This is a genomic window from Alkalimarinus coralli (assembly GCF_023650515.1).
In the GTDB taxonomy this organism is placed as follows: Bacteria; Pseudomonadota; Gammaproteobacteria; order Pseudomonadales; family Oleiphilaceae; genus Alkalimarinus; species Alkalimarinus coralli.
In genome coordinates this window covers 3360962-3372694 of record NZ_CP096016.1, presented here as the reverse complement: position 1 = coordinate 3372694, position 11733 = coordinate 3360962, and the positions used below count along the sequence as shown (strand labels likewise).

At 47.1% G+C, this 11733-nt stretch carries 13 protein-coding genes; 8 read left to right on the top strand and 5 right to left on the bottom strand.

What is annotated here, in order from left to right:
- Positions 1 to 4: 4 nt before the first annotated feature.
- The 5 genes from MY523_RS15150 to pilG form a co-directional block, all read right to left on the bottom strand.
- Positions 5 to 898: a CheR family methyltransferase gene (locus tag MY523_RS15150; protein ID WP_250655529.1), complete on the bottom strand. Its 894-nt coding sequence runs from the start codon at positions 896 to 898 to the stop codon at positions 5 to 7.
- Positions 899 to 932: 34 nt separating this feature from the next.
- The gene (locus MY523_RS15145) at positions 933 to 2978 is read right to left on the bottom strand and encodes a methyl-accepting chemotaxis protein (RefSeq protein ID WP_250655528.1); all 2046 of its coding nucleotides are present in this window, start codon (positions 2976 to 2978) and stop codon (positions 933 to 935) included.
- 133 nt (positions 2979 to 3111) lie between these two features.
- Positions 3112 to 3657: a chemotaxis protein CheW gene (locus MY523_RS15140; protein ID WP_250655527.1), complete on the bottom strand. Its 546-nt coding sequence runs from the start codon at positions 3655 to 3657 to the stop codon at positions 3112 to 3114.
- A gap of 20 nt (positions 3658 to 3677) precedes the next feature.
- Positions 3678 to 4040, bottom strand: a complete 363-nt coding sequence (gene pilH / locus MY523_RS15135) for a twitching motility response regulator PilH (protein ID WP_250655526.1) — start codon at positions 4038 to 4040, stop codon at positions 3678 to 3680.
- Between the two features lie 115 nt (positions 4041 to 4155).
- Positions 4156 to 4542 carry a twitching motility response regulator PilG gene (gene pilG / locus MY523_RS15130; RefSeq protein WP_250655525.1) on the bottom strand — a complete coding sequence of 129 codons (387 nt, stop codon included), beginning with the start codon at positions 4540 to 4542 and terminating at the stop codon, positions 4156 to 4158.
- 331 nt (positions 4543 to 4873) lie between these two features.
- Here pilG and gshB point away from each other — a divergent pair, with 331 nt between their 5' ends.
- The 8 genes from gshB to MY523_RS15090 all read left to right on the top strand — a co-directional run bounded on the left by gshB (position 4874) and on the right by MY523_RS15090 (position 11665).
- The gene (gshB, locus tag MY523_RS15125; RefSeq protein WP_250655524.1) at positions 4874 to 5833 is read left to right on the top strand and encodes a glutathione synthase; all 960 of its coding nucleotides are present in this window, start codon (positions 4874 to 4876) and stop codon (positions 5831 to 5833) included.
- A 116-nt stretch (positions 5834 to 5949) separates the two neighbouring features.
- The gene (locus tag MY523_RS15120) at positions 5950 to 6813 is read left to right on the top strand and encodes an energy transducer TonB (RefSeq protein ID WP_250655523.1); all 864 of its coding nucleotides are present in this window, start codon (positions 5950 to 5952) and stop codon (positions 6811 to 6813) included.
- 107 nt (positions 6814 to 6920) lie between these two features.
- Positions 6921 to 7466, top strand: a complete 546-nt coding sequence (locus MY523_RS15115; protein ID WP_250658831.1) for a YqgE/AlgH family protein — start codon at positions 6921 to 6923, stop codon at positions 7464 to 7466.
- A gap of 51 nt (positions 7467 to 7517) precedes the next feature.
- Positions 7518 to 7949, top strand: coding sequence for a Holliday junction resolvase RuvX (ruvX, locus tag MY523_RS15110; protein WP_250655522.1), 432 nt, complete (start codon positions 7518 to 7520; stop codon positions 7947 to 7949).
- A gap of 94 nt (positions 7950 to 8043) precedes the next feature.
- Positions 8044 to 8547: a bifunctional pyr operon transcriptional regulator/uracil phosphoribosyltransferase PyrR gene (gene pyrR / locus MY523_RS15105; protein ID WP_250655521.1), complete on the top strand. Its 504-nt coding sequence runs from the start codon at positions 8044 to 8046 to the stop codon at positions 8545 to 8547.
- Positions 8548 to 8625: 78 nt separating this feature from the next.
- The gene (locus MY523_RS15100; protein ID WP_250655520.1) at positions 8626 to 9618 is read left to right on the top strand and encodes an aspartate carbamoyltransferase catalytic subunit; all 993 of its coding nucleotides are present in this window, start codon (positions 8626 to 8628) and stop codon (positions 9616 to 9618) included.
- 135 nt (positions 9619 to 9753) lie between these two features.
- The gene (locus MY523_RS15095; protein WP_250655519.1) at positions 9754 to 11025 is read left to right on the top strand and encodes a dihydroorotase; all 1272 of its coding nucleotides are present in this window, start codon (positions 9754 to 9756) and stop codon (positions 11023 to 11025) included.
- The gene (locus tag MY523_RS15090; RefSeq protein WP_250655518.1) at positions 11018 to 11665 is read left to right on the top strand and encodes a MarC family protein; all 648 of its coding nucleotides are present in this window, start codon (positions 11018 to 11020) and stop codon (positions 11663 to 11665) included. Before MY523_RS15095 ends, MY523_RS15090 begins: the two co-directional genes overlap by 8 nt.
- The last annotated feature ends 68 nt before the right edge of the window (positions 11666 to 11733 follow it).

Below are 11733 nucleotides of genomic sequence, written 5' to 3'. Positions count from 1 at the left end.
ATTTCTAATTCTTTTCTGGGCGTCGGATGAACGCAAGAGTGTTATCGCTTGGAACCCTATCTAAATCGGGGTGATGCCAATCAACCATTTCCCCTTGGCCTAGCACCAGTAATCCACCCGGTACTAGTCTTTCCACCAATCTGCTTAATATCTCTTTGCGCCGCCAACGACGAAAATAGATCAACACATTTTGGCAAAAGATGACGTTCATTCCATGCATGGGTGCGTTGCCGAGATCTAAAATGTTTACTCTGGCAAAACAAACTCGATCTTTAATCGCCGGTATGACTTCGTACTGGCCATTGTCGTGTTTGTTGAAATATTTTTCCCGTTGCGTATCTTCAACTGTCACCAGTTTACGCTCGGTATATATCCCGGCTCGCGCTTTTTCTAAGGCTGGTTTACTGATATCTGTACCGGTAACACCGTAATAGTGCTTCAGCCCTAGCATATACATACTTTCACTCAGTAGCATGGCTAAGGTATAAGGTTCTTCTCCTGTTGAGCAACCAACACTCCAGACTTCCAGCGTTGATTTTTTTAGGTTATCGACTGGGCGGGTAAGCACATAATCGGTTACCAAGTTACAGGCATCTATATCTCTGTAGAAACGAGTCTCTTGGACGGTAAGCCGATCAACCAGTGTGGTCCATTCAATAATGCCGCCTGGACCACTAATAACCTTTTCAAAATATTCCTGATAGTCACTACACCCAATTTCACGCATCCGAGTACCCAGGCTGGTCTGCAAGAAGACCTTGCGGCCTAATGGCAGGCTCATGCCTGTCCGGCTTTCAAGCAGCTCTTGCCACTTTCGAAACTGGTCATTATCCATTTCTGGTAATGGTTTCAAGGCCCAGCCAGTCGGTTGAGCCTTGTTATTGTAGTTAGCCATCATATTCACAACAGGGGGTTAAACCTCACCAACTACTTTATGCTGCGGTCTCAGACTCACCTTCTTCAGGTAGATTAAAGCCAGCAACAGAGCTTCGAAGTTGGTTTGCCATTTCAGCCAGGTTACCGATCGACTTCGCTGTTGCGTTAGTACCCGCGGAAGTCTGTGAGGTAATCTCCTGGATAACGTTCATCGTGTTGGATATATGGCCAGCAGATGATGACTGTTGACGAGCCGCGTTAGATATATTCTGGATCAAGTCTGCAAGGTTCATCGATACGTTTTCGATCTCCTCCAGTGCTACACCCGCATCTTGTGCCAGTCTAGCGCCTCGAACCACTTCTGCGGTTGTGTGTTCCATCGATATAACCGCTTCGTTGGTATCGGTTTGGATGGTTTTAACCAGCGCTTCAATCTGCTTTGTTGCTGCAGAAGAACGTTCTGCCAGTCGCTGTACTTCGTCGGCAACAACCGCGAAGCCTCGACCCGCATCACCAGCCATCGATGCCTGTATTGCAGCGTTCAAAGATAGAATGTTGGTTTGGTCGGCAATGTCGTTGATCAGCGATACGATGTCCCCGATTTCCTGAGAAGACTCACCCAGACGTTTAATACGTTTGGATGTTTCCTGGATCTGCTCACGGATGGTGTCCATGCCTCGAATAGTGTTTTGTACAACTTCGGCACCTTTCTTCGCGATGGCAACCGATCTTTCCGCAACCGCAGATGACTCGCCAGCATTTGAAGATACCTGGTCGATAGATACCGCCATTTCGTTTACAGCGGCAGAGGCGCCTGCAATTTCCTGAGCCTGGTGCTCAGATGCATCAGCCAGATGCATTGCTGTAGCCTGTGTTTCCTGTGCCGCAGCAGCAACCTGTACTGCGGTATCACGAATTGCCTTAACAAGGCCGCGCATCTGGTCGATTGCGAAGTTGATAGAGTCAGCGATCGCACCGGTGAAGTCTTCGGTTACGGTTGCTTCTGTTGTCAAGTCACCATCAGCCAGATCGGCAAGTTCATCAAGTAGTCGCAAAATTGCGTTCTGGTTCTGTTCGTTCTGTTCGGTAGTGGTTTGTAGGCGCGCCTGACTCTCACGGAAGAGTGACAAACCAATCAAAACGATGACGATAATGACTACACCCAGAATAAGGTATGCGAGGGTCGGGCTTAATGCTCGTGATTCAGCCTGAGTCTGAAACTGGGTTGATAGTGATGTAGTTTCTTTAAGTAGCGCCTGAGAATCTTCGAAAATGTTGTTTGCTGCTTTACGAACTTTGAATAGCTCAGGTGATGTTTCCAATATTGCATCAACGTTTTCGTTAACAAACTCAAACATCTCGGCAATCGCTTCGAGGCCATAAATAGCATCTTCATCACTGACCTGACTGATGCCCATTACATTGTTGCCTTCAACCATGCCGTTCAGTACGCGGCCGAATAGCTTGGCGTCGCGGCCAAAACGGTCAGCCGCAATTACAGCGTCTTCATCGCCTGAAAGTACGTTGTTAACACTACGAACGATACGTTCTGCAAGTAGTGACTGGCGCTGAGCAACAGCAATCTGGTCTGCCGGTGCTTCACCTTCCAGAAGAATTTGTACGACGTCATCATACTCAACCTGCAGTTGAGGAATGGTTTCGTTCAGGGTTTCTGCAACCAGGTGCAGAGATAGTACCGTATCCTGGTTTGCAAGGATTTGGTCTGTGTTGTTCTTTACTTCGTTCCAGCGTTTTACCACACCTGTTTCAGATGCAAGTTCGCTTGGTGGAAGGTTTGTTTCCTGGTTACCTTGAATAATGAGGTTCAGCTTACGTTCGAAGTCATCTCTTGATCGTTTAAGCTGATCAAATGCCTCAGCCTTACCATCAGATGCTTCAGAGGCGTTTTTCGCAATCTCCTGCGATAACACTCGAAGATCACTCGCGTGTCCTGCATATTCCTTATCGTGGTTACTGTCTCTTACGATTATGAAGGATACATATGCAAGAAAGAGCAGCAGGACGACCAACACTCCACCCAATCCAAGTAGGAGCGAGTTGTTGCCCTGGCCTGAATTAAACTTTCCAGATTTACTTTTCATTTTCTGGCTCCCGGCCTCTTATGTTCTAAGTTGTTGTTTTCGAGTGTGGGTGGTTTTCAACGCACCGTTACCGCATTTAAATTTCTAGTTGTCATCAATACATCTTAAAGTGCCAAGCGCTTTAAATTGACCACTACCACTGAGAAACGCTGAGAAATTTGGGGTCTTCTGTGAATGTAGACGCACTAAATACTTTCCAAACTTCGTCATTCTTTATATATGCACCGTTGATAAAAGGCGCCATTGACCTGTTGACGTTTTCAACCGTGTCTTTAAATCCATCAACTGCGAAGTACTGCATCCCTAACACGCTATCAACGATCAGGCCGCTCAGCACTTCTCCGTGCTCAACAACAAGTACGCGTCTGTCTCTGCTGGAAACTGAGGTTTTTGATAATTCAAAAAACTGCCCCAGATCCATTATGGGCAAAAGACGTCCACGGACATTTGCAAGACCTTGCATCCAGCTTTTAACGCCGGGGATCTGAGTGTATCGAGGGATATGCAGGATTTCAGTGACTTCCCCCATCGGGGCAACAAAGTGCTCCCCCGCCAGGGTAAAACCGATGCCGCTCCAGAGTTCGACCGCTTCTTCCTGTGCAGGAAGACCTTCTGCGAACGATTTACTTCTCGAAGCGATATCTGAGAGAGCGGCAAAAGGGGCTATCTTTGCAGACATGGTTAGTAGTACTCGATCAATTATGAGAGAAGTTGATTAATGGTGCTAATCAAGTCGTCCTCGTTAACTGGCTTAACAAGATAGCCTTTAGCACCTTGTCTTGTACCCCAAACACGGTCTGTTTCCTGGTCTTTGGTAGTCACAATGACGACAGGAATCTCTGCGGTCTCAGCTGCTCGTGTTAGCTGCCTGGTTGCCTGAAAACCGTTCAAGCCTGGCATAACAACGTCCATCAGTACCAAATCTGGCTTTTCTGCACGGGCTGTCGCTACACCGTCAGCCCCGTTGTCTGCTGTAATAATTTCGTGCTGGTGCTTTTCTAGAATAGTTGAGATTTTTCTGACTTCGGTTGGTGAGTCATCAACGATTAAAATGCGAGCCATAATTCCCCCGGATGAATCTCCTGGCTACAGATAAAAAAACTTCGAGTAACTGAGGTATACTCAAAAAATGTGTCAATTCTTTAGTTTCTGCTTGCAACCATGTTGCAGTCAAAAACTAGCTGGCTGGTATATACGTCCTTATAGTACCTAGCAGTTCGTCTTTGCTAAAAGGCTTGGTTAAATATTGATCCGAGCCGACTATTCGTCCTTTAGCTTTGTCAAATAACCCGTCTTTACTGGAAAGCATAATGACAGGGGTTGCTTTAAAGGCGCTGTTGTTCTTAATTAGAGCACAGGTCTGGTAGCCATCTAACCTAGGCATCATAATATCTACGAAAATAATGTCAGGGTGTGTGTCCGCAATTTTTGCGAGGGCATCAAAGCCATCTGTGGCGGTAATTACTGTGCATCCAACCTTCTTTAATAGTGTCTCCGCAGTACGACGAATAGTCTTACTGTCATCAATCACCATGATTTTCAGGTTCTCAAAATTGTCTTCCATTGTCCAACTGCCCTAAGCGTTTAGAAGGTCGTTATGTATTATTTTGTGGCCATGAGGCGGCCTAGTAAAGTCTGTGACAGCCAATATGTTAACGTGCATTTTTAACATAGAATTCTAAAGCATTCTATAAACATTTATTATTTATAGTTTATTTAAGAATCTTTAGAAAGAAATAGTTTGTATATAAATTGTCACAAATGTTTACGGAATGATAAGTGGCTCCCCATTCAGTACTTTGATAAAGTCTGCGGCTTAACGCGAACTCTTTCAGTTTCAATATTCACTTAAGGTTAGTACAAAAAATACAACTTTGTAGCGTAATAGGTATTTTATGACGATAAAGCTCGGAATAGTGATGGATCCCATCAGTGATATTAACATCGTTAAGGATAGTTCTTTTGCGATGTTGCTTGCTGCACAAAAAAAAGGGTGGGAGCTCTACTACATGGAGCTTAAGGATTTATATCTTGAACAGGGGGTGGCCAAGGCTTCGCTGAGAAGACTGAGTGTTAAAGAAGACCCTCAAGACTGGTTCGAGCTTTCTGAAAGGGCTGACAGTAAACTGAGCGATCTTGATACGATCCTGATGAGAAAAGATCCTCCATTTGATAGTGAGTTTTTATACTCTACCTTGATATTGAGCCGGGCAGAGGAAGATGGCGTTTTACTGGTTAACAGTCAGCAAGGTCTACGCGACTGCAATGAGAAGTTGTTTGCAACCCAGTTTCCGCAATGTTGCCCCGACGTGCTTGTGTCGAGAGATAAGGCTCGCCTTAAGGCGTTCTTTCTCAAGCACAAGGATGTTATTTTCAAACCACTCGATGGTATGGGCGGGGCGAATATATTTAGAGTGAAAGAAGGGGACGCCAATATAGGTGTGATCTTGGAGACGTTGACGCAGCACGAGACTCAGCAGGCAATGGCCCAGGTTTTTATCCCGGAGATCGCTGAAGGCGATAAGCGTATATTGCTGATCGATGGCGAGCCTGTACCTTATGCGCTGGCTAGAATACCTGCACAAGGCGAGAATAGAGGAAATTTGGCCGCAGGCGGGAGAGGAGAAGGAAAGCCTTTGAGTGATAGGGATCGTTGGATATGTGAACAGGTTGGGCCTGTGTTAAAAGAGAAGGGGCTGCTTTTTGTCGGGATCGATGTTATTGGTGACTATCTCACTGAGATTAATGTAACCAGTCCGACCTGCATCCGAGAACTAGACCGGGATTTTGGTCTGGATATCGGCGGCCAGTTAATGGATAAAATTGAACAAAAGCTAAAAGCGCGCAATGACTAACACGCTGGACAAAGCACGGGTGTGCGTTCAGACTACTTTGCACCTTAATAATCGCTGTTTAGTTCAGCGCTACGCATGAGCCAAACGCTCAGTTTACTAATGGACAACGATAGGCTATGTCAGCAGTGGTGACCGCTGGAGCGGCAGACAGATTGAGCTTTACGGTTTTTTTGGCCTTGGCGCTCCACGCAATTCTTGTGCTGGGTGTGACGTTTGGCCTGGAAGACCCTAAACCTGCCCCGCATACGATGGAGATTACGTTAGCTCAGTATGACGATGGCGAAAAGCCTGAAAAAGCCGACTTCCTGGCGCAAGCGAACCAGCAGGGGAGTGGTACCATTGAAGAGGTCTCCAAGCTTAGCACGCCCGTTGTGGCTAAGCAGCGGGATACAGTTGTTCGGCAGACAGAGAAGATTCAGCAGCAGGCGGCAAGCAGGCCTGAACCGGTTAAAAAGAATAAGACGCTGGTTGCTACCGAGTCTCGAGCGAAAAAGAAGTCGCCGACCGTTGAAAATAAAAAAACACCCAAGCCTGACCCGGTTAAGAAGCCCAGAAAGTCGCTTCTGGCCAGAAGTCTGGAAATAGCGAGCCTGGAAGCAGAGCTGCAGCGTCAGCAAAGGGAATATTCTAAACGACCCAAGGTGACTCGCTTTAACGCGGCCTCTGCCATGAAGGTGGTTGATGCGCAGTACATTTCACTGGTGACAAACAAAATTGAACGAATCGGAACACTAAACTTTCCAGATGAAGCGCGTTCAAAGCTGTATGGCCGCCCTAGACTACTTATTGCGATACGCTCGGACGGCTCATTGAGAGATGTGTCGGTACTGCACTCCTCAGGCAATAATGTTCTGGATGATAAAGCGTTGAAAATAGTGCGTATGGCCGCCCCGTTTCCTCCTTTTCCTGACGAAGTTCGGCAGGAGCGGGATGAGGTCGAGCTCATTCGGACGTTGCAATTTAAAGAGGGGGGGAGCTGAAAGCCAGACCCTAATCGATAAGATAGTTAACGCTGATGAGTAGAAATAAGCGTAAATTTGTTGCTAAACCCTGATACTGGACAGATACTTATAGCATGAGCGAACAAATGACTTCACTGCGCGATCACTTTTTGATTGCAATGCCGAGAATGAAAGACCCAAACTTCGAGGGTACGGTGACCTATATTTGTGATCACAATGAGCACGGTGCGATGGGGATTGTGATCAATCGCCCTCTGGATATGAAGCTTGGTGAAATTCTGGCCCAGCTGGATTTGGGGGGAGAGGATATCAGTCGCCCCATATACGGCGGTGGCCCAGTGCAAATGGAAAGAGGGTTTGTTTTGCACTCTCCTGAAGGTGAGTGGCAGTCTTCGCTAAAAATATCGGATGGAATCTGTTTAACCACCTCTCGAGATATTCTTGAGGCGCTGGCAGTCGAACAAGGCCCGACAGAAAACCTTGTTGCGCTGGGCTATGCAGGATGGGGGGCTGGGCAGCTGGAGCAGGAAATTGCTGAAAACTGCTGGTTAACCTGCCCGTCAGATGAGGGGATTTTGTTCCGGGCTCCTGCTCATAAAAAGTTTGATACTGCAATTTCTCTTTTGGGCTTTGACCCGAGTCAGTTAAGCGATCAGGCTGGGCATGCCTGAACCTCTCCGTTGTCTGAGCCTTCTTGTTTAATCATTTTAGGAAATAGTTCGTTGTCTACAGAGTTAAAGACGTGTCTTGGTTTCGATTTTGGTACGCGTAGAATTGGTGTGGCCGTTGGGCGACGCCTGCTAGGTAGTGCATCCCCTTTACCTCCCATTACTGCCCGTGATGGCATACCTGATTGGTCTGATATTGAAAAACTGGTGGCAGAGTGGAGCCCGGACGGGTTTGTGGTGGGGCTGCCGCTCAATATGGATGGCAGCGAGAGTGAAATGTCCCGTCGAGCAACCAAGTTTGGTAAACGTCTGCAAGGACGATTTAACAAACCTTATTTTATGATGGATGAGCGCTTGTCCAGTCATGAGGCAAAGGGATATGTCATTGAACAGGGTGGTGACCGCGATTTTGGTCGAAACTCAGTGGATGGCATTGCGGCCGTTTTAATACTGCAAAGCTGGTTCGCGGCTCAGGAAAACGAGTAACGCAAGATTGCAGGCAAAATAGTGTTGGCGTGTCGCCGATAAATGTAGAAAATGGCTATTGTCAGATCGACTTGATTAATTTCGGGATAAACATATGACGGCATTACTTGATGTTGAGAGCTTATTGGTCGAAATGTGCGATGACTTGAAAGAGCACCTCACGACAAAAAAAATAGACTCGCCCTGCGTGATTGGCATTCGCACTGGAGGGGTTTGGTTAGCTAGTTATATCCACAAAAAGCTCAATATTAAAGAGCCTTGTGGTGAGTTGGACATCTCATTTTATCGTGATGACTTTACTCGTATTGGTTTGAACCCCACTGTTAAGCCGTCAAGCTTGCCGTTTGAGACCGAAGGTCGCGACATTGTGTTGGTTGACGATGTTGTTATGTCAGGCAGAACCATTAGAGCGGCGATGAATGAGCTATTCGATTATGGTCGCCCGGCCAGCATAACGCTGGTTGCACTGATCGACTTGGATGGCCGGGAACTACCTATTCAGCCTGATATTGTAGGGCAAAAAATGGCACTTAAAGATAATCAGCAGATTAAGCTGAAAGGGCCTGAAGGGCTGGCTCTGGAAGTGACGGAGAAATAGCCCGATTAACCTATTTTAGCTTGAGCGCAAACTGATTTTGGCTTGAGTGCAAATTGATTCTGGACTGGATTATACGCTATGACGCAACCTACAGAGCCTAACCGTCTTCAATTAAACGAGCAGGGGCGGCTTAGGCATTTTCTCACCTTGGATGGCCTGAATCGTGAAATACTAACCGAGATTCTTGATACTGCTGATTCATTTATAGAGGTCGGAGAGCGATCAATAAAAAAAGTGCCACTGCTTAGAGGTAAAACCGTTGTAAACCTGTTTTTCGAAGCGAGCACTCGAACCAGAAGCACCTTTGAGCTGGCTGCGAAGCGATTATCGGCAGATGTATTGAACCTGAACATTAGTACCTCTGCGACCTCAAAAGGGGAGTCTCTTTCTGACACCTTGCAAAATCTGGAGGCAATGGCAAGTGACATGTTTGTCGTGCGGCACTCCCAGAGCGGTGCTCCACACTTTATTGCCGAGTCGGTTACGCCGAAAGTTTCAATTATAAATGCGGGTGATGGGCGTCATGCACATCCGACTCAGGCCATGCTGGATATGTTGACTATTCGTCAGCATAAAGGGCACTTTGAGGGACTAAAGGTCGCCATCGTTGGAGATATTCTTCATTCGCGGGTGGCTCGATCTCAGATTAGAGCATTAAATACCCTGGGGGTTGATGAAGTGAGGGTGATCGCGCCGAATACGCTTCTACCTGTCGATATAGAAAGCCTCGGTGCTTCGGTATTTAACTCGATGAAGGACGGGCTGGATGATGTTGATGTCATTATTATGCTGCGCCTTCAAAAGGAAAGAATGGAAGGAGCATTGCTGCCAAGTGAGCATGAGTTTTATGAGTTGTATGGCCTGACGACTGAGAAGCTAAAGTACGCCAAACCTGACGCTATTGTGATGCATCCGGGGCCAATTAATCGAGGTGTGGAGATTGAATCGGCGGTAGCGGATGGCCCTCAATCAGTCATTCTTAATCAGGTGACCAATGGTATCGCTGTCAGAATGGCCGTCATGTCTATGGCGATGAGTGGGCAGACGGCAGCCATCTCTACGTCTTCGTAAACGGTGTCGTGAGAGATGCTGAAAGTGGGGGCTGTTTTCGTGCTGTATTTATCAGTGCGGTCGTGGTGCAAAGGTCTCGCAGTTTATGTGCGCTTAATTCTTTGAGTACCGTATTAGGTATGTGTTGGTGGGTAAATGAATATTGAAATAAAGTCTGGTCGTGTGATTGACCCAGCTAATGAGATGGATGCTGAGGCGTCAGTGTATGTATCTGATGGCAAGATCGCTGCTGTTGGCACTGTCCCCGAGGGGTTCCAGGCAGATCAAGTAATCGATGCTTCAGGCTGTATCGTCTCTCCTGGTTTTATTGATCTGTGCGCGCACATGCGCGAGCCCGGCTACGAGTACAAGGGGACGGTTGCATCCGAAACGTTTGCCGCGGTTAAGGGTGGCTTTACTGCGGTTTGTTGTCCGCCTGACAGCTCGCCGGTGAATGACTCCGAGGCAGTCACTAACCTGATTCTTGACTTGGCGGGCAGAGCGGGTTTTGCGAAAGTTTATCCGGTTGGCGCTTTGACTAAAGGCTTAAAGGGGCAGCAGTTAAGTGAGGTTTACTCACTGAAACAGGCAGGGTGTGTAGGGGTTGGAAACAGCGGACACCCAGTGGTGAGCTTAAGCGTGATGAAAAGGTGCTGTGAATATGCCAAGACCCATGATGTGAGTGTTTTTGTACGGCCCGAGGATGCGTCACTCGCTTCGGATGGTTGTGTACATGAAGGGGCTGTGGCGACTCGCTTGGGGTTGTCAGGTATTCCGGTGCTGGCTGAAACAGTAGCGGTATCTCAGTTAGTGTTGCTTTCAGAAGAAACCGGGGCTCATCTACATTTGTCGCAACTGACATCGGCAAGATCTGTCGAACTGGTTGCTGATGCCAAGAGAAGAGGTATTCGAGTGACCGCTGATGTTTCTGCGCAACACCTTGTTCTGACTGATGAGGCTGTTAGTGGTTTTGATAGCCAGTTTCATTGTCGCCCTCCGTTTCGCTCAGAACTGGATAGGCAGGCTCTGATCAAAGGATTGCGAGACGGCACCCTTGACGCGGTATGCAGTCAGCATCAGCCTCACGAAGCAGCCGCTAAGCAGGCGCCGTTTGCTGAGTCCGAGGCAGGCAGTTCGTCGTTGGAGATGGTTTTACCTCTGTTATTGAGCCTTGAACGTGAATCGTTGCTGCCGCTGGATATACTTGTTCGTTCGCTTTCCAGCGGGCCTGCCGGGATTTTAGTTAAAGATGGTGGTTCTTTATCTGTGGGTGGAAATGCCGATATTTGTATTTTTGACCCGGCAAAAAAGTGGCTGGTAGAAGAAAGTTCAATTAAATCAGCCGGGAAGAATACGCCTTGGATAGGCGCAGAGCTGCAAGGGCTTGTTCAAACAACAATCGTTGATGGTCGTGTTGTGTATGCATGAGTTGTCTGAGTTTGCATTACTCTGCTTTACCTCTTTGTTTGCAATGATCAACCCGTTTGGCGTAGCGCCTGTATTTCAGCCAATGACTACGGATATGACGCATCAGCAGTCCAGGCAGGTTGCATTAAAGGCGTCTTTAACGGCTTTTGTGATTCTGGTTATTTTTGCGTTAGTTGGTAAGTTTATTTTCGACTTTTTTGCGGTGTCGGTGAATAGCTTACGCATTGTTGGTGGTGTGATCTTTTTTTTACTTGGCTATGAACTGCTACAGGCGAAGCTATCCAGAATGAAAACCGATCAGATCGATGACCTGGATAGCTACAGTAACGATATCGCGATTACTCCGCTTGCTATTCCCATACTCTGTGGCCCAGGGGCTATCGCCAATGTGATCATCTTTATGCATGATGGTGAAACATTTTGGCATAAATTAGTCCTTATTGGCGCTATTGCTGCAGTGATGATTATTAATTATTTGGGGTTGGTGGGGGCAAGCCGTTTGCTGCGTTTTCTTGGTGACAGTGGGAACAAAGTGATGATGAGAATTATGGGGCTTATTGTCATGGTCATTGCGGTAGAGTTTTTCTTTAGTGGCCTAACTCCTATTGTTCAAGAGATGCTTCACCCCAAGCTAATGTAAAGCATGGTTTGCACCTGCCCATATTTGATCTATGTTTAATGTGAGCTGTTGATATCCGGTTTTTTATT

Coding starts and splice junctions, on each gene's coding strand:
- MY523_RS15115 (WP_250658831.1), top strand. CDS start 6,921: ATGACTTCACTGCGCGATCACTTTTTGATTGCAATGCCGAGAATGAAA.
- pyrR (WP_250655521.1), top strand. CDS start 8,044: ATGACGGCATTACTTGATGTTGAGAGCTTATTGGTCGAAATGTGCGAT.
- pilH (WP_250655526.1), bottom strand. CDS start 4,040: ATGGCTCGCATTTTAATCGTTGATGACTCACCAACCGAAGTCAGAAAA.
- pilG (WP_250655525.1), bottom strand. CDS start 4,542: ATGGAAGACAATTTTGAGAACCTGAAAATCATGGTGATTGATGACAGT.
- MY523_RS15095 (WP_250655519.1), top strand. CDS start 9,754: ATGAATATTGAAATAAAGTCTGGTCGTGTGATTGACCCAGCTAATGAG.
- gshB (WP_250655524.1), top strand. CDS start 4,874: ATGACGATAAAGCTCGGAATAGTGATGGATCCCATCAGTGATATTAAC.
- MY523_RS15090 (WP_250655518.1), top strand. CDS start 11,018: ATGCATGAGTTGTCTGAGTTTGCATTACTCTGCTTTACCTCTTTGTTT.
- MY523_RS15100 (WP_250655520.1), top strand. CDS start 8,626: ATGACGCAACCTACAGAGCCTAACCGTCTTCAATTAAACGAGCAGGGG.
- MY523_RS15120 (WP_250655523.1), top strand. CDS start 5,950: ATGTCAGCAGTGGTGACCGCTGGAGCGGCAGACAGATTGAGCTTTACG.
- MY523_RS15145 (WP_250655528.1), bottom strand. CDS start 2,978: ATGAAAAGTAAATCTGGAAAGTTTAATTCAGGCCAGGGCAACAACTCG.
- MY523_RS15140 (WP_250655527.1), bottom strand. CDS start 3,657: ATGTCTGCAAAGATAGCCCCTTTTGCCGCTCTCTCAGATATCGCTTCG.
- MY523_RS15150 (WP_250655529.1), bottom strand. CDS start 898: ATGATGGCTAACTACAATAACAAGGCTCAACCGACTGGCTGGGCCTTG.